At 72.2% G+C, this 21,696-nt stretch carries 12 protein-coding genes; 5 read left to right on the top strand and 7 right to left on the bottom strand.

Going from position 1 to position 21,696, the window contains the following annotated elements:
- Positions 1-254 precede the first annotated feature (254 nt).
- Positions 255-1,286: a LacI family DNA-binding transcriptional regulator gene (locus AB0K07_RS12815; protein ID WP_363754119.1), complete on the top strand. Its 1,032-nt coding sequence runs from the start codon at positions 255-257 to the stop codon at positions 1,284-1,286.
- Positions 1,287-1,495: 209 nt separating this feature from the next.
- On the opposite strand, the gene AB0K07_RS12810 is transcribed toward AB0K07_RS12815, so the two are convergent.
- Positions 1,496-6,145: a family 78 glycoside hydrolase catalytic domain gene (locus AB0K07_RS12810; RefSeq protein WP_363754118.1), complete on the bottom strand. Its 4,650-nt coding sequence runs from the start codon at positions 6,143-6,145 to the stop codon at positions 1,496-1,498.
- Between the two features lie 60 nt (positions 6,146-6,205).
- A complete protein-coding gene (locus AB0K07_RS12805) occupies positions 6,206-8,956 on the bottom strand; it encodes a family 78 glycoside hydrolase catalytic domain (protein ID WP_363754115.1) in 2,751 nt (916 codons plus the stop codon).
- 286 nt (positions 8,957-9,242) lie between these two features.
- Here AB0K07_RS12805 and AB0K07_RS12800 point away from each other — a divergent pair, with 286 nt between their 5' ends.
- Positions 9,243-11,117, top strand: coding sequence for a sigma-70 family RNA polymerase sigma factor (locus tag AB0K07_RS12800; protein WP_363754113.1), 1,875 nt, complete (start codon positions 9,243-9,245; stop codon positions 11,115-11,117).
- A 6-nt stretch (positions 11,118-11,123) separates the two neighbouring features.
- Here AB0K07_RS12800 and AB0K07_RS12795 read toward each other — a convergent pair whose 3' ends face one another.
- From AB0K07_RS12795 to AB0K07_RS12785, 3 genes are all read right to left on the bottom strand, one after another.
- Positions 11,124-12,017, bottom strand: a complete 894-nt coding sequence (locus AB0K07_RS12795; protein WP_363754111.1) for an NAD(P)-dependent oxidoreductase — start codon at positions 12,015-12,017, stop codon at positions 11,124-11,126.
- A 159-nt stretch (positions 12,018-12,176) separates the two neighbouring features.
- Positions 12,177-12,527: a hypothetical protein gene (locus AB0K07_RS12790; RefSeq protein WP_363754109.1), complete on the bottom strand. Its 351-nt coding sequence runs from the start codon at positions 12,525-12,527 to the stop codon at positions 12,177-12,179.
- 106 nt (positions 12,528-12,633) lie between these two features.
- Positions 12,634-14,598, bottom strand: a complete 1,965-nt coding sequence (locus AB0K07_RS12785) for a beta-propeller domain-containing protein (RefSeq protein ID WP_363754107.1) — start codon at positions 14,596-14,598, stop codon at positions 12,634-12,636.
- Between the two features lie 185 nt (positions 14,599-14,783).
- Between AB0K07_RS12785 and AB0K07_RS12780 the strand changes: the two genes are divergently transcribed.
- Both AB0K07_RS12780 and AB0K07_RS12775 read left to right on the top strand, forming a co-directional pair.
- A complete protein-coding gene (locus AB0K07_RS12780; protein WP_363754104.1) occupies positions 14,784-15,383 on the top strand; it encodes a TetR/AcrR family transcriptional regulator in 600 nt (199 codons plus the stop codon).
- The gene (locus AB0K07_RS12775) at positions 15,380-17,008 is read left to right on the top strand and encodes an isovaleryl-CoA dehydrogenase (protein ID WP_363754101.1); all 1,629 of its coding nucleotides are present in this window, start codon (positions 15,380-15,382) and stop codon (positions 17,006-17,008) included. The genes AB0K07_RS12780 and AB0K07_RS12775 overlap by 4 nt, the downstream gene beginning before the upstream one ends.
- A 41-nt stretch (positions 17,009-17,049) precedes the next feature.
- On the opposite strand, the gene AB0K07_RS12770 is transcribed toward AB0K07_RS12775, so the two are convergent.
- Positions 17,050-18,540, bottom strand: coding sequence for a CoA-acylating methylmalonate-semialdehyde dehydrogenase (locus tag AB0K07_RS12770; RefSeq protein WP_363754098.1), 1,491 nt, complete (start codon positions 18,538-18,540; stop codon positions 17,050-17,052).
- On the bottom strand, positions 18,537-19,826 hold the full coding sequence (locus tag AB0K07_RS12765) for an aspartate aminotransferase family protein (protein WP_363754096.1): 1,290 nt from the start codon (positions 19,824-19,826) through the stop codon (positions 18,537-18,539). The genes AB0K07_RS12770 and AB0K07_RS12765 overlap by 4 nt, the downstream gene beginning before the upstream one ends.
- A 124-nt stretch (positions 19,827-19,950) precedes the next feature.
- Between AB0K07_RS12765 and AB0K07_RS12760 the strand changes: the two genes are divergently transcribed.
- A complete protein-coding gene (locus tag AB0K07_RS12760; protein WP_363754094.1) occupies positions 19,951-21,555 on the top strand; it encodes a PucR family transcriptional regulator in 1,605 nt (534 codons plus the stop codon).
- Positions 21,556-21,696 lie beyond the last annotated feature (141 nt).

The raw sequence follows: 21,696 nt of genomic DNA, 5'->3' as shown, positions 1-21,696 counted from the left end.
GAGCGTCAAGAGTTTCACCGCGATTTCTTCCCTGTTGCTGATGCGGGCTCCGCGCCGGCTCCGACCCCCGCCGCCGGTCGACGACCCGACGCGCGAGGCCGCCGGCCGGCTGGATGAAACGTTTTACCCGCTATACACTGCGTGGCGACCCGGTCCCAGCCGTCCGCCGCGAGAGGCTCTCCCCGGGGGATCAGTGACCGCGACGCCCGGGCCGGGCTCGGGGCCGTACCACCGCACGGAGCGTCGAGGGAGTCATGGCAACGGCGAACATCAAGGAGGTCGCCCGGCACGCCGGCGTCTCCCTCGGCACGGTGAGCAACGTGCTCAACCGGCCCGACACGGTCGCCCCCGCCACCCGCCAGCGGGTGCTCGACGCCATCAGCACGCTCGGCTACGTCCGTAACGACTCCGCGCGCCAACTGCGTGCCGGGCACAGCCGCACCGTCGCCATCGTCGTCCTGGACGTGGCGAACCCGTTCTTCACCGACGTCGTCCGCGGCGCCGAGCAGGTGGTCGAGGAAGCCGGCGCCATGCTGGTCGTCTGCAACAGCGGCGAGGACAGCGCGAGAGAGCGCCGCCACCTGGAGCTGCTGGAGGAGCAGCGGGTCCGCGGCGTGCTCATCACACCGGTCGGCCACGGCCCCCAGCCCAACCTGGACAAGCTCATCGACCGGGGCATCCCGGTGGTGCTGGTGGACCGGGGCACGGGCCGGGCGAACCGGTGCTCGGTGGCGGTCGACGACGTCCTCGGCGGCCGGCTGGCCATGGACCACCTGCTGGACCAGGGCCACCACCGCATCGCCTACCTCGGTGGCCCGCTCTCCATCGCCCAGGTCGCCGACCGGCACGCCGGCGCCGCCGCCGCGATCGAGGAGCGCGGCAACGGCGCCGAACTCCGGGTGGCGGTGACCACCAACCTGACCGTCGCCGCCGGCCGGCGCGCCGCCGGGGAGTTGCTCGCGCTGCCGGCCCGGCAGCGCCCCACCGCCGTCTTCTGCGCCAACGACCTCATCGCGCTCGGTGTGCTCCAGGAGTTGACCGCGCGCGGCCTGCGGGTGCCGGCCGACGTGGCGATCGTCGGCTACGACGACATCGAGTTCGCCGACGCGGCGGCGGTGCCGTTGTCGTCGGTGCGCCAGCCCCGCGACCAGCTCGGCCGCACCGCGGCGCAGCTGCTGCTGGAGGAGGCCGAGCCCGGCGACGCGCACCGGCACCGGCACGTGGTCTTCCAGCCGGAGCTCGTCGTGCGCCGCTCCAGCGACCACCCCCGGCGCACCCGGCGCTGACCGCCCGCACCGCACCGGTGAGCTGGCGCGGCTGTCGCCCGGTGGCCAGACCGGCAGGGCTGGCCGTCCTTTGCTCTGCTTCAACGGACGCGACGACGCGGCACCGCCGGTGTTGCGCCGATTGAAGCAGAGCAAAGGACGTTTGATGGCAGCCCGGGCATGCGACGCCGAGGCCATTCGGTCTGGCGCCGGCGGAGCGGCGAACCTGGTCAGGCCGCCGGGACGGGCGTCGCCCAGACATCGGCGATCGACGGGTCGTAGCCGTCACCGGTGTCCCGGAACCGCACCCGCACCAGCCCGTCGCGGGTCGCGTCCGGCAGGTCGACCACGAACTGGTAGCTGACCGTGCCGGCCCCGCCCGCCGTGCGCCGCCACGAGCGGGTGTGCGCCACCACCCCGTCCACGACCACCTCGTAGTCCTTCAGCTGCGGCCCGTCGTACGTCTCGATCGCGCGCAGCACGAACGGCTCGCCGGGCGCGACCGCGAGGTCGAACTCGAACCAGCCCCCGGGGCGGGTCGTGTCGGTGTACCGGCGGGTCAGCCCGGCCTCGCTGCTGGTGGCCGAATAGGTCGAGGCCGCCAGGCGGTGCGCCTGCTCGGACGCCGCGGCACCGAGGTCGACGTGGTCGTACGCGCCCGACGGTGGGTTGTCGAACCGGACCGGGACGGCGAGCGTGCGCCGTTCGGCCGCCGTGTCGCCGGTGGCCACCGTGATCTCCACCGGCCCCTGCGTCACCGAAACCGGCGCGGTGAGGACGCTCGACACCGTGGCCTCCGCACCGGGGTCGAGGCCGTACGCGGTGGTGGCCGGCGCCACCCGCCACCCGTCCGGCGCGGTGACGGTCAGCCGCCCCGTCACCCGTACGCCGGCCCGGTTGCGCAGCACCGTCCCGACGGTCGTCGTGGCGCCCGGGGCGACGTCGGCCGGCGCCGGGACCGCCGACACGATCTGCACCGCCGGCGCGACGGCGACCGTTCCCGCGACGGGCAGTGTCGCGCTGCCACCCCGGTGACGGTAGCTGGCGGAGCCGTCGACGGCCCCGCTCACCGGCGCCTGGCCGGCGGGAATCCGTAGGTCGTAGCGGTGGCTGACGGTACGCCCCGGCGCGACCGTACCGGCCCGCTGCCCGACCGGGGTCACCGTCCAGCCGTCGGGTGCCCGCAGGTCCGAGGTCACGCCGGTCAGTGGGTCCGGCCCACCGTTGGTCACCGTGACGGTGGCGCGTACGACCTCGCCGGGCAGCCGCTCCCCCACCGGCAGGTCGAGTTTCACCACGGCGCCGACCAGGATCGACGAGGCCGCGGAGAGCCGCTGGTCGACCGTGGTGAGCAGCGCGGTGAACCGGTCCGCGTGGGCCTGGTCGAGACGACCGGCGGCCACCTGGGTCCGCAGCCACCGGGTCGTGTCGGCCGCGTCCGCCAGGGCCCGGTGCACGTCACCGGCGGCGGAACGGGAGTTGCCCGCCAGGTACGCCGTCCGCGCGGCCGTCGTCTCCGTGCCCAGTCGGCCGAACCGGCCGCGCAGGTACTCGGCCACCGGCCGGCCCACCGCACCGGCGAGCTCGTCGGTCAGCGTCACCAGCTCGCGTACGGTGTCGCTCGCGTCGCCCAGGTCGCCGAGCACCCGGTCGATGGCGAACGAGTAGGAACCGGACCCGATCTCGTAGACGGCGACCGCGCCGTCCATCCGGACGAACCGCACGCCGTCGGCCTGCTCCGCCGGTCGGCCGCCCTCGGTGACCGCGTTCCGCCCCGGTGCCGGCAGGCGTACGGTCGCCGTGGTGTTCGCCGGCAGGGTGAGCCGCAGCCGCATGTCGCCGCGCGCGTCCAGGGCCCAGTCGCTGCCGATCGACCCGTAGGCCGAACGGTACGACGCCCTGGCCGAGGTGAGGCCGCCACCCGGCTGGGGGGCGAACGTGAGGTGCGCGTACCCCGGGTTGCCGTTGTCGGGTTGGATGCCGGCCACGGTCCGGTACATCCAGTCGCCGACCGCGCCGTAGGCGTAGTGGTTGAAGGAGTTCATCGACACGTCGCCGAAGCTGCCGTCCGGCATGATCGAGTTCCAGCGCTCCCAGATCGTGGTCGCGCCCTTGGCGATCTCGTAACCCCAGGACGGGTAGGTGTCGTTGAGCAGCAGCCGGTAGGCGACGTCCAGGTGCCCGGTGTCACTGAGCGCGGGCAGCAGGTCCGGGGTGCCGAGGAAACCGGTGGAGAGGTGCCAGTCGTGCCGCCGTACGTTGTCGACCAGCCGGTCTGCGGCCTTGGCCCGCAACGCCTCCGGCAGCAGGTCCATGCCGATGGCCAGCACGTACCCGGTCTGGCTGTCGCCCTGCACGGTGCCGTCGGCGGAGACGTACGCGTCGACGAACGCCTGCGCGATGTCCCGGGACAGCGCCCCGTAGCGGGCCGCGTCCGCGTCCCGCCCGATGGCAGCGGCCAGCTCCCCGAGCAGGCGGACGCTGTACCCGTAGTACGCCGTGCCGACGACACCGGCGGGTGTCGGGTCGTCGAGGTTGAGCCAGTCGAGGTACGGGCCGGCGTTGGCACGCAGGTGGCCCGAGCTGGTGCTCTCCAGCCAGGACGCGTACCGCACCATCGACGCGTAGTGCTCCTCGATCACCCGGGTGTCGCCGTAGCGTTGCCAGAGCGCGTACGGCACGGTGATCCCGGCGTCGGCCCATCCGGTCGCGCCGTCCCCGCAGCAGGCGCGCGGCGCGACGTCGGGGTAGGCGCCGTTGGCCGACTGCGCGTCCCGCAGGTCCTGCAACCACTTGGTGAGGAACGTCAGGCTGTCCATGTTGAACGTCGCGGTGTTGGCGAAGACGTTGATGTCGCCGGTCCAGCCAAGCCGCTCGTCCCGGGCCGGGGTGTCGGTCGGGATGGACAGGAAGTTGCCGCGCTGCCCCCAGGTGATGTTGCTGTGCAGTTGGTTGACCATCGCGTTGGAGGTCTCGAACTCGCTGGTCAGGTCCCCGTCGGTGTGCATGACCAGGCCGGTGACCGTGGACAGGTCGGGGGTGCCCGGATAACCGGTCAGCTCAACGTAGCGGAAGCCGTGGAAGGTGAACGTGGGCTGATAGACCTCGGCCCCGCCGCCGCGCAGCGTGTAGTGGTCGGTGGCCCGGGCCGTACGCAGGTTGGCGGTGTAGGCCGTGCCGTCCGGGTTGAGCACCTCGGCGTGCCGGATGCGGACCGTGGTACCGGCCGGCCCGTTGACCTTCAGCCGTAGCTTGCCCACCATGTTCTGGCCGAGGTCGACGATCCAGGTGCCGGGGGTGGGTTGGGTCAGCGCCTTGGCCCGCAGCTCCTGGGTGACCCGCACCGGCGGGTCGACCTGGGCGACGATCCGGTCGGTGGCGTCGACGTCGTCGACGGTGGCCGGCGACCAGCCGGAGTCGTCGAACCCGGGCCGGTCCCAGTCGGCCGGGAGCCGGCGCGCGTCGTAGGTCTCGCCGTGGATCAGGTCGCTCTGCCGGAACGGCCCGGCCGTGGCGCGCCACGAGCCGTCGGTGCCGATCGTCTCGCTGCGCCCATCGGTGTAGTCGATCATCAGCTGGGCGCTGAGGTGCGGCCGGGAGCCGTAGTTGTCGGTGCCGAACCAGGCGATGCTGCCCGCGTACCAGCCGTCGCCGAGCAGGGCGCCGAGGGCGTTGTCGCCCGCGCGGAGCTGGGCGGTCACGTCGTACGCCTGGTACTGCACCCGCTTGTCGTAGTCCGTCCAGCCGGGCGCCAGCTCGTGGTCGCCGACCCGCTGGCCGTTGAGGGACAGCTGGTAGACGCCGAGGGCGGTGGCGTAGATCCGGGCTCGCGCGACCGTACCGTCGACGCGGAAGCCCCGGCGCAGCAGCGGGTTCGCGTCCAGCGCGGTGAGCATGGCCTCGGTGTCGCCGGTGACCCGCAGGCCGCCCGCGGTGGCCGTGCCCGCCCCGAACGGATTCTCACCGTCGGTGAGCGGGGCCGCGAAGAGGGTGTCGCTGCCGCTGGTCACCGAGAAGTCGGAGAAGACACCGGTCTCCACCCCGTTGGTGCGCAGGCCGACCGAGCCGGCCCGGTGCGCGGTGCTGCGGGTGACGTCGACCTGGGTGCCGTCGACCCAGGTCGTGATGGTGTCGCCGGCCGCCGTGATCCGCAGCGTGTGCGGCGTGGTCAGCTTGTCGGCCGGTACGACCCCGCCGAGCGGCACCTCCTTGAGCAGCGTCCAGGCGCCGTCGACGCGGACGTGTGGGCGCAGTTTGGCGCTGCCGCCGGTGATGGAGAACTGCCACATGTACGAGTTCGCCGCGCCACGGGCACGCAGGAAGATCCCGGCCGCGTCGCGTTCCAGCCGTACCGTCGTCTGGACGGTGTAGTCGGTCCAGGTCTCGGTGGGCGACGGCATGCCGATCCAGTCGGCCCCCCAGCCGTCGCCGCCGCGTACGCCGGTCTCCCAGGATGCCGGCGCGCTCCACCCGGAGTCACGGCCGGTGGTGTCCCAGACCCGGACCTGCCAGGCGTACCGGGTGCGGGGGCGCAGTTGCGGGCCGGCGTACGGGACGAGGGTGCTCTGTCGCGACCGGACCCGGCCGCTGTCCCAGACGTCCGCGTCGTGCAGCCGGTCCGCGCTGGTGGCCACGCGCACCTGGTACGACTCCTGGAGCACGCCCCGGGTGGTGGCCTCGATGCGCCAGCCGAGGCGGGGCTTCGCCACGTCCAGCCCGATCGGCTCGGTGGCCCGTTCGGTGGTCAGTCCGGTCACCGTCAGCGCGGGGGCGGCCGGCGCGGCGGCCGCGGCCGGGCCCGGCACCACCGTCGGCGTCAGGCCGAGCAGCAGCACGAGAAGCGCGGAGGGTGCGGCGCGGCGCCGCGTCATGCGCATCATTTCCTGATCCTCATCCTTCCGGTGGTGGTGACGGGCCGATGGACGGCCCCGAGCGGATCGTCAGCGGGGCTGGGCGGCCGCACCGGCGACCGGGTGGAAGCTGGACCGTCCGGAGCCGACCTGGAAGATGGCGCGGCCGTCCTCGATCCCGATGAAGGTGGCCCTGCTCGGGCCGGCGGCCCGGTAGGACTTCCCGGGGATGACCGGCAGGGCGACCCGGGCGGTGACGTTGACCGGCACGTCGAGGTCGACGCGGAGGCCGGCCCCGGTACGGCGCCAGTCGAGGCGGACCGGTCCGCGCTGGGTGGGCACCGTGCCGCTCGCCCGGTCGAGCCCGGCGGCGGGCGGGACGACGTCGACCACGGCGGCCCCCGGGCTGGCGGTGCGGACGCCGAGCAGGGTCTCCTGCACGTCGACCACGGCCTGCGCGCCCCAACCGTGCGACTGGCTGAAGTTGCTGCCGGGGTCGAGGGTCCAGGCCTCCCAGGTGAAGGTGCCGCCCTGGGCGAGGATGTTCGCCCAGCCCAGGTCGTCGGGGTTGGTGAGCAGTCGCAGCACCGCCTCGGGCCGGCCGGCGTCGGCGAGCGCCCGCAGCAGCCAGTGGGCGGTCATCGGCCCCTGCTTCATGCCCATCGACGCGACGTGGTCGGCCAGCGCGGGCAGGTCGGCCCGCGGGGGCAGCCCGTGCGCGATGGCGTACGACGTGGCGTGCTGCCCGGCGTGACCGCTGCGCTCGCCGGTGGCCGACAGCCCGTCGACGTAGCTGCCGTCGGCGGCGCGCAGTGTGGCGTTGACCGCGTCGGTGAGGTCGGCGGCCCGTCCGTCGTACGCGGTGACCTCGGCGGCGGGCCGGCCGAGCGCCTCGGCCATCCGGGCGGTGGTCCGCAGCACGTCGACGCTCTGGGCGTTGATGGTGGTCCGGGCCGCGGTGGTCATGTCGTAGCCGAAGCGGCCGGGCTCGGGCCAGTCGATGATGCCGTAGCGGTAGGCGCCGCTGCCGCCGGTCAGGTCGGTGACCAGGCCGGCGGTGGGGCCGGTGGCCGGGATGTGGCGCAGCACGTACTCGGCGGTGTCCCGGATGGCCGGGTATGCCTCGGCCAGCAGCTCCCGGTCGCCGGTCTCGGTCCAGTAGCGCCACACCCAGTCGACGAACATCAGCGAGTAGTCGGGGATGTCCCGCTTGCCGTCGCCGTTGGGGTAGACGGCGTTGTAGCGGCCACGGTCGCCCTCGGCGGTCCAGTAGCGGGCGGCCGAGCGGAGGAACTCGCGGATGGCCTGCTGGGTGGCGTCGCGCTCGCCGAAGGCGGACATCGTGGCGTACGAGATGTTCGCGGCGTCGCCGAGGAACTGGCCCTTCTCCCGGGTGGGGGTGTCGACGAACGCCTCCTGGACGGAGTAGATCGCGGACCGCTTCATCATCGTCCACACCGCGTCGAGGGTGGCGTTCGAGCTGGTGAAGCTCGCCTCCCGGCCGGACGGGACGTCGGTGTGCACCACGACGGCGTAGATGTCGCGCGCCGAGATCTGCTCGCCGGCGCCGGGGATCTCCAGGTAGCGGAACCCGAGGTGGGTGAAGGCGTGGAACTCCTGCGGCCCGTCCTTCTGCAGGTACGGGAAGCTCATGGTGGTGCCCTGCGACTGGAGGGTGGACGTGTCGACCCGGCCGGTGTCGGTGAGGGTGTAGCCGGCCCGCAGGTCGACCGCGCGCCCGGCGACGCCGGCGTCGAACCGGACGACCGGGCGGGCGGGGATGACCACGCCGAAGTCGGCGACGACCGTGCCGTCGGCGGCGGTGCGCACCGCGACCGGTTCGACGGAGGTCTCGACCAGCCGGGTCTCCTGCCCGATCAGGTGCGGGGACGACGCGGTCGGGTGCGCGCCGAGCACCTCGGCGGCGGTGAATCCGGCCGCGCTGTCGTCGTAGCCGGGACGCGTCCAGCCGGCGACCTCGGCGCGGGCGTCCTGCCGCTCGACCCGGTCGCCCTCGCCGTTGCGGCGCTCGGCGTTCGCGACGAACCGGGTGTCCCGGGCGACGCGCCAGGAACCGTCCGTGCCGTACACCTCCCGGGTGCCGTCGGCGTGCTCGACGACCAGCTTCACCAGCAGGCCACGGGCACCGGCGGGGCGGCCCTGACCGCTGCCGTACCAGTGGTAGCGCACGCCGATGACCAGCGGCGCACCGGCTTTCACCAGCCGGGTGACGTCGGCGGCCTGGTAGTAGTCCTCCCCCGGGTAGCCGAAGGAGGTGCCCCGGTCTGCGCGGGCGCCGTTGAGGTAGAGCTCGTAGGTGTGGTCGGCGGCGGTGTAGGCGCGGGCCCGGACCACGCGGCTGGCGTTGGGGCGTACCTCGGTGCGGGCCAGCGTGTAGTCGTCGGCCTCGGTGGTGGCGCGCCGGATCCAGCTGGCGCCCTCCCACTGGGTGTCGGCGATGCCGGTCTCGAAGGCGCCGGTGGCGGGCGGGGACTGCCGGCCGGTGCCGTCCCAGGTGCGGACCGTCCACTCGTACGCCGTGCCCGCGCGCAGGGCCGGCCCGCCGTACGGCACGTAGGACTGCTGGTCGGAGGCGACCTTGCCGGAGTCCCAGACCTGCTCGCCGCCGGTCGCGGTGACGGTGATCCGGTAGGCGGTCTGCGTCTCGCCGGGGTCGGCGTCGCGGGGCAGCCAGCCGAACCGTGGGACGCCCTCGACGTTGAGTGGGCGACTCCGGTCGCCGACGGTCAGTGCGGCCGGCGCTTCCGGCGCGTGCCCCCGCGCGGCCAGCGCCGGCGGCGCCCCGCTGAGGACCACCGCGACGACGGTCGTCGCTGCCACGAGCACCGCTGCCCGGCGCCGTCGGGCAGCCGGCCGGATTCCGAGAGTACGACCAGTCACGCGGGCCTCCGCTCTATGAATCGTTTCAGGCAGGCTACGCGTTCATTGTGGCCAAGTGAAGACGTTCACCGTGGTGGATCCGACCGCGCGCCTGGTTCCGTCCGACCCGGCCGTGGAAACTGTTATCCCGGTGCGGCCCGCCCGTCTCCTGATGGGAGGCGTTGGTGGTGGGACCCAGCACGGTCTTCCACGGGGTAGCGGTACGACCACACAAGGGAGTGAAACGATGCGCGGAACCGGTCGAGGTGGAGTCGACACCGACCTGGTGGTCGCCGCCCGCAACGGCGATCCGCGGGCGCTCGACGCCCTGGTGGCCGCGTCGCTCCCCCTCGTCTACAACGTGGTCGGCCGGGCGCTGCGGGGGCACGCCGACGTCGACGACGTGGTCCAGGAGACGCTGCTCCGCGTCGTCCGGCACCTGCCCGACCTGCGCGATCCGGCGGCGTACCGGTCCTGGCTGATCGCCATCACCGTGCGGCAGGTACGCGACCGCGAACAGCAGCGCCGGGCCGCGCTGACCCACACCGCCGACCTCGACAGCGCCTACGGGGTGCCCGACCCGGCCGCGGACTTCGCCGGGATCACGATCCTCCGGCTCGGCCTGACCGACCAGCGTCGTGAGGTGGCCGAGGCGACCCGCTGGCTCGACGACGACGACCAGACGTTGCTCTCCCTCTGGTGGCTGGAGGCCACCGGGAACCTCGACCGGGCCGACCTCGCCTCGGCGCTCGGGCTGAGCGAGGGCCACGCGGCGGTACGGATCCAGCGCATGAAGGAACAGCTGGAGGTGTCCCGGAGCGTGGTCCGCGCGCTGCACGCCACCGCCGCCTGCCCCGCCCTGCGCGACGTGACCCGGACGTGGGACGGCCGCCCGAGCCCGCTGTGGCGCAAGCGCCTGGCCCGCCACGTACGCGAATGCGGCGCCTGCGGCTCCTGGGCCCGCGACCTGCTCCCGGTCGACCGCCTGCTCGCCGGGCTTCCGCTGCTGCCGATCCCACCCGGAACGGCCGAGACCCTCGCGGCCGGCAGTACCGCCCTGCCCACACCGGTTGAACCCCTGGCCGGCACGGCACCGCGGGGCACCGACGCGCCGCGCAACCTCCTCTCGTTCGGCTCGAAGGGCGTGCTGGGGCCGGTCTCCGCGGCCGCCGCGGTCGCCGCACTGGTGATCGGGGCGATCGTCGTGGCCCAACCGACCGGATCGACCCCCGCCCCCGCGGCGGCCCCGGCGGTCGCGGCGCTGCCGTCCATCACCCCACCGGCCAGCACGCCCGCCGCGACCACACCAGCGGCCACCAATTCCCCGGCGGTGACCCCGAAGCCGAAGCCGACGACGGCTCGCCCGGCCGCCCCGGCGGCCGCGGTGACCTCGAAGAAGAAGGGCGTCGGTGTCTGGACCTTCGACGGCGTCAGCGAGGCACTGGCCAACTCCACGGCGAGTTGGTACTACACCTGGAACGTGGGCCACCCAGGTGTCACCAGCCCGAAGGGCGGCGAGTTCGTCCCGATGATCTGGGGGACGAAGAGCGTCACCGCCAGCAACCTGCAACAGGCGAAGAAGAACGGCCGCTACCTGCTCGGCTTCAACGAGCCGGACATGGGCGGTCAGGCGAACATGAGCGTGGAGCAGGCGCTGGACCTGTGGCCGCAGCTGGAGTCGACCGGCCTCCCGCTGGGCAGCCCCGCCGTGGCCTGGGGCGGGGACCGACCGGGCGAGTGGCTCGACCGCTTCATGACCGGCGCGAAGGAGCGCGGCTACCGGGTCGACTTCATCGCCCTGCACTGGTACGGCGGCGACTTCACGACCGCCAACGCGGTCAACCAGCTCAAGTCGTACCTCCAGGCGGTCCACGACCGCTACAGGCTGCCGATCTGGCTCACCGAGTTCGCTCTGATCGACTTCTCCGACGGCGTCCGCTTCCCGAGCCAGGCCCAGCAGGCCGCGTTTCTCACCGCGGCGACCCGGATGCTCGGCGGGCTGAGCTGGCTGCACCGGTACGCCTGGTTCGGCCTGCCCGCCTCGGACAAGGACCAGACCGGGCTCTTCCGTACCGGCAGCACGGCGACCGCCGTCGGCCGCGCCTACCAGGCCGCGCGCTGACCTGGACTACAGCAGATCCACGTGGTCCCGCCATGAGTGCTGGGGCTCGTAACCCAGCACCCGTCGCGCCTTGTCGATGCTGAGCAGCGTCTCGTGCTCACCGAGCTCCTTGCGGATCTCGACACCCGGGTAGACCTCGGCCATCAGGCTGGCGCTGGACCTGCTCATGACCGTGTCGGCGTTGGCGATGATGAAGACCTCGGCGCCCGGCTGGTCGTGGGCAAGAGCACGCTCGACCGCCTGGGCGCCGTCGCGGGCGTCGATGTAGCCCCACAGGTTCCACCGGCGCAGCGCCGGGTCCGCGTCGAAGGAGGGGAACGGCGCGTAGTCCTCGACGTCCATCACGTTGGAGAACCGCAGACCCACCATCACCAGCTCCGGGTCCCACCGGCAGAAGTGCCGGGCCATCTCCTCCTCGAGCGCCTTGTTCAGCGAGTACGTCGACTCCGGTCGCGGCGCGTACTCCTCGTCGACCGGCGCGTACGGCGGCGGGGTGTCGAACGGCAACCCCAGCACCGTCTCACTCGACGCCCACACCACCCGCTTGATCCCGGCCGCCCGGGCCGCCGCGAAGACGTTGTACGTCGCCGCCGAGTTGTTCGCGAACGTGGTCGCGTTCGACATCAGCCCGGGGGCCGGGACCGCCGCCAGATGCACGATCGCCTCGACGCCACCGGCGTGCTCGTCGGCGCCACCGGTGACCGCCTCCACCACCTGCCCGTAGTCGGTGAGGTCGACGAGGAGGAACTCGCCGTCGACGTCGCGGGGATCGCGTCCGCCAGCGCGGTCCACGGCCAGGACGTCGACGCCGATGGCACGCAGGTGCGCGACCACGGCGCGACCGAGCTTGCCGGTGGCACCGGTGACGACGACGCGCTTGGGCAGTGCGGGATCGGTCATGCCGACATCTTCTCCGGCGAGCCACGATGCCCCGCACGCGGGTGCGGCCCGATTCCCTCCGGCAGCGACACAACACGGAGACCTCGGCCGTGTGACAGGCCCGTCAGGTGACTGTCGAACTCGCAGGGCAGCAGGCAATGCCCAGTCCGCCCGCCAGGTTCAGCGTGGTCGACTCAGCCACTCCCACGCGCGGCGAAGGCCCACCTGCGCCGGGTCGTCACCCGCGCCCTCGACCTCTCTGGCCGGCGTGTCCTCGCCCGGCTCGTGCATCTCGGCACCGGGCACCGACAGCACGACCCCCCGCTCGTACAGGTCGGCGATCTGCTCCCGGTAGGCGAAGCGGTGGGAACCGTACGGCTTCGGCGGGGCCACGATCACGCCGTGGAAGATGTCGGAGCGTTCGTCGGCGAGCACGTGCTCGACCACGCCGACGGGCGCCGACTCGACGTCGTAGACCCGGGTGCCGACGGCGAGCGCAAGGTACGAGACCTTCGCGCCGAGATCCTCCACGGCGTTCACGGTACCCGCCGCCTGATCACCATGGGCCCGATCACTCGTAGTCGACGCGGACGCCAGGACGGTGCGCGGCCGGTCACCCCGGACACCACCATGCCGGTCACGCCGTACGCAGCCAGCCGAGGGTCTTCATCGTGGAGAGGCTGGTCGCCTTGAGACCAGCGTCGGAAACGGTCCAGAGCACTCCGTCGACCACCAGTGACCGGCGGATCGGTGTCAGACCCTCGGAACGCCCCGTGCCCAGCGTGTGGTCGACCGTGCCGACCTCGGTGAACCCGCCGTCGTCGGCCCGCAGAGCCACAGCCACGTTGCTCGGCCGGCCCGTGCCGTAGACGGCCAGTGGCACCACGACCAGACGTTCGGCGGGCCAGTAGAGGAACGCATGCGGGTCGAACTCCGCCTCGGAGTGCCCCTGCTTGACGTGATACTGGGCGATCCGGGTCGGCTTGGCCGGAGAGGAGACATCGAAGAGCGAGAGTTGGCTGCCCTGGACCCGGCCCTGGTCGGACGCCTCCTGCCCGACACCGAGCAGCCGTCCTTCGCCGGCCGGGTGCAGGTACGCCGAATAGCCGTTGATCTTCAGTTCGCCGCTCACCTTCGGCGCCCCCGGATCACGCAGATCGACGGTGTAGAGCGGGTCGGTCTGCCGGAAGGTGACCACGTACCCGGTGCCGCCGACGAACCGTACCGCGTAGATCCGCTCCCCCTTGCCCAGGCCGGTGACCCTGCCGACCTGGGTCAGCGCCGTGCCGTCGGCGCGCAGGACGTACACGCTGGACGTCGAGTTCGGCCTGTCGCCCCAGGTACGGCCACTGGTGGTGGCCACTCTCAGGTGACCGTCCCACTCGGACATGGCGTACTGGTTGATGAGCCAGCCCGGTACGGACGCGGCGGCGACGTACCGCGGAGCGCCGGCGCCCGAGATGTCGAACTGGTAGATCTCGGTGGTCTCGTCCCTGGGATCGGGTGCGATGTTCCGCGCGGTCAGCATCGGCAGCACCCGCCAGCGCTGATCGTTGGCGACGTACAGCCGGGGTCCGTTGCTGTAGACGGTGTCGCCGTCGGCGATCACGGTGACCGGCTCGCCGGCACCGAGCGTGGCCGCACCGAGGTCGAAGCTGAGCACGGTGACCAGCGACGTGCCGGAGTAGACGGCCGGCCGGCTCACCCGTTCGCAGCCGACCCGTCCGGCGCTGGTTCGCCCACCGGAGGTGACCTCGTACCGGGGCAGCCAGTCGTCGACGGTGGCGTTGTCGATGATCTCGCGGTTGGCGGTGGTGCGCTGCTCGTCGGTGGCCCGTTCCCGATGCGGGAAGTTCAGCCGGGGCGCGGAGCGGACCACGACCCGGACCGTCGTGCCGACCTGGCGGGCGTCCACCAGATCGCCGTCGATCCGGTACTCGCCAATGATCTTCGGCGCGCCGGACAGGTCGACCATGATCAGCCGGGGGCCGACGATGCCGTCCGGCATCGGGGCGTCCGCGACGCGCCCGCCTCCCTCGGGGAAGGCCGGTTTCCCCCTCCCGGCCCACCCGTCGCGGCGCAGCACCAGCGCCCGGTCACCGTGCAGCAGCAGGTCGTCTTCGCCTCCGCCGACCTGATCGGCACCCGGTGCCAGCTCCAGCTCTCCGGTCATCCGGCGGGTGGCCGGGTCGATGACGTACAGCTTGCCGTGCTGCACGGTGACGATCCGCTTGCCGTCGGTCTTGACCAGGTCCGGTTCATCGGCCCCGGCCTCGTGCGTGTTGGTGCCCGAGTAGCCGGGGGCGGCAGCTGTGGACGCCGCGTCCGCCGCCCCCGCTGCGGCGGGAACCCCAGCCCGTTCGGCGCGGCCGAAGGTACGGATGTCCCCGTTCGGCCCGAACCCCCACGGCCCGACGTACGCCCTGGCAGCCGTCTTCAACTGCCGCAGCGCCTCCGGGCAGGAGTCGAACGCGACGAGCCGGAACCCGCCGGCCGGCACGTGCCGGTCACGTGGCGGCACGGGGGCCGGCGCCGCCGTACAGCCCGTGAGCAGCGCCAGGCCGGCGACCAGGGCCAGTGCCAACACGCGGGCTGGAGTCATGACTCGGGGGACGCCGATGGCGGCGGTTGGATGGGGTACGTGGGCGCTGCTACCCGTCATGCCCCCTACGACGTGGCTGCCCCGGGCTGGGTTCCCAGCATGCAGACCCCGCGCCGAGTAGTCGACCGGGGGTGCGGGTGACGACACCTTGTCGCCAAGGACTGAATGATGGTTCAATCCTTGGCATGGCGTACCGAAGCACCGAGCGGGTGAAGGCTCGGCTGAGCGCCTCCCGGGAACGGATCATCGCCGCGGCACTGGGAATCATGGCCGAGCACGGGTACGCCGGCTGCTCGGTCGCCGCCGTGGCCGAGCGGGCCGGCGTGGCGACCGGCAGCTTCTACCGGCACTTCCCGACCAAGGCCGACCTGTTCGCCGAGGTGTTCCGCACGGCCTCCCAGCGCGAGGTGGACGCGGTCGCGCGCGCCGCAGCGCTGGAGACCTCCACCGCCGAGCAGATGGCCGCCGTCGTCGAGACCTTCTCCGGCCGCGCCCTGCAGTCCCCACGGTTGGCGTATGCCCTGCTCGCCGAGCCGGTCGACCCGGCGGTCGACGCCGAGCGGCTCGTCTTCCGCCGTGCGTACGCCGAACTGATCGCCGGGTACGTCGCGGCCGGTGTGGCGAGCGGTGAACTACCCCCGCAAGATCCGGAGCTGACCGCGACCGCGCTGGTCGGCGCCCTGGCCGAGGCCATGGTCGGTCCGCTGGCCGCCGGGGTCGCCGGCCCGGAGACCATCCCCGCCCTGATCACCTTCATCCACCGCGCGCTGGGAGTATCGCCGTGACGACACACGAGGTCTTCAACCAGGTTCCCCCGCTCGCTGGCTACGACGCGGCGGACGACCCGGCACTGCTCGACGGGCTCGAGCGGGAGGGCGCCGGCTGGGCCGCCGCCGAGCTGCACGAGCTCGGCCGCCTGGGCGGCAGCGAGCAGGCCATCGAGTACGGGCGGCTGGCCAACGAGCATCCGCCGGTCCTCCGCACCCACGACCGCTACGGCCATCGGATCGACGAGGTGGAGTTCCACCCCGCCTGGCACGAGCTGATGCGCACCGCGGTCACGCACGGCCTGCACGCCGCACCGTGGGCGGACGCCCGATCGGGCGCACACGTGGCCCGGGCCGCCAAGTTCTACACGTGGCGGCCCGACGCCGGCCACGGCTGCCCGATCTCGATGACCTACGCAGCAGTCCCGGCGCTGCGGCACAACCCGGAGCTGGCCGCGCGGTACGAGCCGCTGCTCACCGCCACGACGTACGACTTCGGGCTGCGTCCGCCGCTGGCCAAGCAGGGGCTGCTGGCGGGCATGTCGATGACGGAGAAGCAGGGAGGCTCGGACGTGCGCGCCAACACCACCACCGCCCGCCCTGAGCCGGACGGAACCTACCGGCTCGTCGGGCACAAGTGGTTCACGTCGGCGCCGATGTGCGACATCTTCCTCACCCTCGCCCAGGCACCGGGCGGAATCACCTGCTTCCTCGTCCCGCGTGTCCTTCCCGACGGCACCCGCAACCCGATGCGGCTGATGCGCCTGAAGGACAAGCTCGGCAACCGGTCCAACGCCTCGGCGGAGGTGGAATACGAGCAGGCGGTCGCCTGGCGCCTCGGAGACGAGGGCCGTGGCGTGCGCACGATCATCGACATGGTCAACCTGACCCGCCTCGACTGCGTCATCGGCGCGGCGGCCGGGATGCGCCAAGGCGTGATCACCGCCGCCCACCACGCCACCCACCGGCAGACCTTTGGCCGGTACCTCATCGACCAGCCACTGATGCGCAACGTGCTCGCCGACCTCGCGGTGGAGTCCGAGGCCGCCACCGTCCTCATGATGCGCCTCGCCGGAGCGACCGACCGATCCGCGCGCGGCGACGCCAGCGAGACCGCGTTCAAACGGCTCGCCCTCGCCGTCGGCAAGTACTGGGTCTGCAAGCGCTGGCCGGCACACGCCGCCGAGGCCCTCGAATGCCTGGGCGGCAACGGCTACGTCGAGGAGTCGGGCATGCCGCGGCTGTTCCGCGAGTCGCCGCTGAACTCGATCTGGGAGGGCTCCGGCAACGTCGCCGCCCTGGACGTCCTGCGTGTTCTCGTCAAGGAACCCCAGGTCATGGAGGCGTTCCAGGCCGAGGTGAGCGCCGCTGCCGGCGCCGATGCACGGCTCGACGCCGCGGTCCGCCAGGTGCGGGCCGACCTGTCCGACCTCGACGACCTCGAACTGCGGGCGCGGCGCGTCGTCGAACGGCTCGCCCTGGTGCTGCAGGGCTCGCTGCTGGTGCGGCACGGCCACCCCGCCGTCGCCGACGCCTTCTGCGCGTCCCGGCTCGGCGGCGATCACGGCCAGGCGTACGGCACCCTACCGACCGGCGTCGACTTCGCCGCAATCATCTCCCGCGCCACCCCGAAGGTGAGCTGACCTGACGGCCTGCTGCGGAGGAAGGCGCCGTCGTCAATTCGTCAGCTGTTCTGTGGGAAGCCGAGGTTCACGCCGCCGTGGGACGGATCGAGCCACCTGCTGGTGACCACCTTGGCCCTGGTGAAAAAGTGCACGCCGTGCGGCCCGTACGCGTGCGAGTCACCGAACAGTGAGTCCTTCCAACCCCCGAACGAGTAGTACGAGACCGGAACCGGGATCGGCACGTTGACGCCGACCATGCCGATCTCGATTTCATTCTGGTACCGCCGCGCGGCGCCGCCGTCGTTGGTGAAGATGGCGGTGCCGTTCCCGTACGGGTTGGCGTTCACCACGTCGACCGCTTCGTCGTAGCTGGGGACCCGGACCACCGAAAGCACCGGACCGAAGATCTCGTCCGTGTAGATGGACATGTCCACGTCGACGTGGTCGAAGAGGGTCGGCCCCAGCCAGAAGCCGGCGTCGTCACCGTCGATCGAATGACCGCGCCCGTCGACCACCAGCTTCGCGCCAGCGGACCGGCCGGCGTCCAGATATGACCGCACCCTGTCGCGGTGCGCCCCGGTGACCAACGGTCCCATCTCGCAGCCCGGGCGGCGACCGTCGCCGACATGCAGTCCGGCGATCCGCTCGCTGATCTTGCCGACCAGCTCATCGCCGACCGGATCCACCGCCACGACGACGGAGATCGCCATGCAGCGCTCACCGGCCGAGCCGAAACCGGCCGAGACGGCGGCGTCCGCGGCGAGGTCGAGGTCGGCGTCAGGCAGCACGACCATGTGGTTCTTCGCGCCGCCGAGCGCCTGCACCCGCTTGCCGTTACGCGTTCCGGTTTCGTAGACGTACCGGGCGATCGGCGTCGACCCGACGAACGAGACCGCCTTGACCTCCGGATGCTCGAGGATCCGGTCGACCGCCTCCTTGTCGCCGTGCACGACGTTGAACACGCCATCCGGCAGCCCGGCCTCGGCGAAGAGCTCCGCCAGGAAGTTCGCCGCGGAGGGGTCCTTCTCGCTCGGCTTCAGCACCACGGTGTTGCCGCAGGCGATGGCGTTGGGCACGAACCACAGCGGCACCATCGCCGGGAAGTTGAACGGGGAGATCACCCCGACCACGCCGAGCGGCTGCTGGATCGAGTACACGTCCACCTTGCTCGAGGCGTTCTCGCTGAACCCGCCCTTGAGTAACTGCGGGATGCCGCAGGCGAACTCCACCGCCTCCAGCGCACGCTGTATCTCGCCCGCCGCGTCGGAGAGCACCTTCCCGTGTTCGGCGGTAATGATCTCGGCGAGGTCGGACTTGCGGGCGTTGAGCAGTTCGCGGAACGCGAACATCACGTTCGCGCGTTGGGCGAGGGAGGCGTTGCGCCACCGGGAGAAGGCTTCGCGGGCGGCGGTGACCGCCTCGTCGACGTCCGAGGCGCTTGCGAAGTCGACGTGCCCGCCGACCTGCCCCGTCGCGGGGTCGTACACGTCACCCGTGCGCTGGGCGATGCCGGTCCATGCCTTGCCGCCGATCCAGTGCGTGATCCTCATGCCGACACCGCCTCGATCGCCTCGGCGAGGATGCCCAGCGCCTCGTCGGCCTCGTCCTCGGTGAGCGTCATCGGCGGCGCCAGCCGGATCACGTTGCCGTGCAGGCCGCCCTTGCCGACCAGCAGTCCGCGACTGCGCGCTTCCTCCAGCAGGGCGGTTGCGGCCGCGGGGTTGGGTTCGCCGGCCGGGCCGACGAGCTCGAGGGCGAGCATCAGACCCTTTCCGCGTACGTCGCCGACCACCGGATGCGTCGCGGCGACCGAGCGAAGGCCATGGATCAGGCGGTTTCCCAGCTTCGCGGCGTTCGCCTGCAGGTCGTGGTCGAGGAGGTAGTTGAGGGTGGCGAGGGCCCCCGCGGTGGAGATCGGGTTGCCGCCGAAGGTGGAGATCGAGTTGGCCTGCAGGCAGTCCATGAGTTCCGCGCGCGCGACGACACCGCCGATCGCCAGACCATTGCCGAGTCCTTTGGCGAAGGTCATCGCGTCCGGCACGACGTCGTGCGCCTGGATGCCCCAGAAGTGCTCGCCGGTACGGCCCCAACCGGTCTGGACCTCGTCGGAGACGAGCAGGATGCCGTACTCGTCGAGCACCTTCTTGAACTCGCGGAACAGACCGTCGGGCGGGGAGGCGAAACCGCCCACGCCCTGGATCGGCTCGACGATCATGCACGCCACGTCGCCGGCGGTCGCGGTCTCGATCACCTCGCGCAGGTCGGCGACGCACGCCTTGACGTAATCGGCGTCCGACAGGTCCTTGAAGGGGCTGCGGTACCGGTAGCCACCGTGCACCCAGCTCACCCTGATCGGGCTGAGCTCACTGGCCGACCAGCCGCGGATGCCGGTGATCGCGACGGTGGCGAACGCGCGCCCGTGGTACGAGTTGCGCAGGGCGAGCACCTGCCCGCTGCGCCGGTACTGCGTGGCGAGCATCAACGCGGTCTCGTTGGCCTCCGTACCCGAGTTCGTGAAGAACACCTTCGCGTCCGGGATCCCGGACAGGTGCGCGATCTTCTCGGCGAGCGCGACCTGCGACTCGATCAGGTACAGCGTCGAGGAGTGCAGCACGCCGGTGTCGAGCTGCGAGCGGACCGCGTCGCTGATCTCGGCCACGTCGTAGCCGACCGAGTTGGTGAGAATGCCGCCGAAGAAGTCGAGGTACGTGCGGCCCTCACGATCGGTCACCCGGCGACCGTGCGCGCTGGCGATCTCGATCGGCTCCTCGTAGTAGAGGGCCAGCCACTTCGGCAGCACGGACCGGTGTCGATGCAGCAACTCCCGATGCGCCATCGCGTCCTCCGTATCTCGTACCTCAGCCGAGTGTCCCGAGACTTCGGTGGTCGCCGCCACCGACAACCTGTACGGGTCGGCATCGATGGCGCTACGTTGTGTGCAACCGCGCAGGGGAGGCGGCATGTACCCGACGGTCGCAGAAGCGGTGGCACTGCCTGTGATCCGGCGCGGTCGGCCACGCGTCGTCGCGGGGTCCGCCGGCATGCAGCGGCCCGTCCGCTGGGTTCATGCGGCGGAGGTCGCCGACATCGCTCATCTGCTGCGCGGCGGCGAGCTCGTGCTGACCACCGGCATCGCGCTGCCGGACGAGGCAACGGCACTGACGGCGTACGTGGACGACCTGGCCGCGGTCGGCGCGGCGGGGCTCGTGGTGGAGTTGGTCCGGCGCTGGAGCGACCACGTGCCCGACGCGCTGGTGGCGGCTGCGGAACGACACAGGCTTCCATTGATCACGCTGGCGCGGGAGACCCAGTTCGTGTCCGTCACGGAGGCGGTCGTGGCGTTGATCGTGGACGCGCAGCTCGCCGAGCTGCGGGCGGCTGAGCAGGTGCACGAGACGTTCACCGCGCTCACGGTCGCCGGGGCGGAGCCGGCCGAGGTGTTGCGCGAGGTCGCGAGGATCTCCGGGCTGCCGGTCGTCCTGGAGACGCTGGGGCACGACGTGCTCGCGTACGACGCGGCCGGGCAGGACCCGATCGAGCTGCTGACCGACTGGGGGCAGCGATCCCGGGCCGTGGCGGCGTCCCAACGGACCGCCTACGACGAGGAGGCCGGCTGGCTGATCACCGCAGTCGGCGCGCAGGGCGCCGACTGGGGACGGCTCGTTCTGCTCTCGCCAGCCCCTCCCCCGCACCGTCACGTGGTGGTCGCGGAGCGGGCCGCGTCGGCCCTGGCGGTGCACCGGCTCGTGGCGCGGGATCGGGAGAGCCTGGAGCGGCAGACGCACCGGATGTTGCTCGCGCAACTGCTCGGCCAGGCCCTGCCTCCTCCTGATCTGACCACCCGGGCGGCCGCGTTGGGCGTTGCGCTGGACCGCCGGAAACTGGTCGGGGTGGCGATCCGACCGGGAAGCATCACCCCGCGCGCCCCCGCACTGGCCACGCAGGAGGTGTTGCGGGACCTCGCGGAGGCCACCGCGTTGGCCGCGCGACGGGTGAGTGTGCCGGCGTTGGTGGGCGTCGTGGACGACACCAGCGTGCGCGCGTTGTTGTCGTTGCCAGCGCAGGCGGAGGTCGATGCGATCCTGCGGCGGTTGGCCAGAGAAGTTCACCGCTCGGCGGCCGGTGCCGTGGTGGTGGCCGTCGGCACGACGGTGTCGCAGGTGTCCGACGTGCGGCGCAGTCTCGGCGAGGCCGCACACGTCGCCGGTGCCGCGCTACGCTCCCCCGGCGCCCAGGTCTACCACCGGCTGGACGACGTGCGACTGCGGGGCCTGCTGCACCTGCTGCGCGAGGACGAGCGTGTCCGGGCCTTCGCTCACCGGGAGCTCGGGCCCCTGTTGGCGCGCGATGACAGCCAGGGCAGCCGGCTCATGGAGCTGCTGCGCTGCTTCTGCGAGCAGGGCGGGAACAAGTCGGCGGCGGCCGGCGCCGCGCACCTGTCACGTACGGCCTACTACCAGCAGCTGTCGCGGATCGCCCAGGTGCTCGGGGTGTCGCTGGAGGACCCGGAGTCGATGTTGTCGTTGTACGTGGCGCTGCTGGTGCACGAACTCGACGACGCGTGACGGGTCACCGGTCCGGCGGACGGCCCGAATCCATCCACCGTGGCGGTTGACAGCTCCGTACGGGCACGCCTGTGGACAGAGTGTGCCCCGATCATGGCAAGCGTGGACACTTTGCCGCTGCCCGTGGCGGGTCCGGGACAC

It is taken from the genome of Micromonospora sp. NPDC049301, assembly GCF_040678715.1.
GTDB lineage: Bacteria > Actinomycetota > Actinomycetes > Mycobacteriales > Micromonosporaceae > Micromonospora.
Note: the sequence above shows the minus strand (reverse complement) of the source record. Positions and strands in the feature narration are given on the sequence as shown.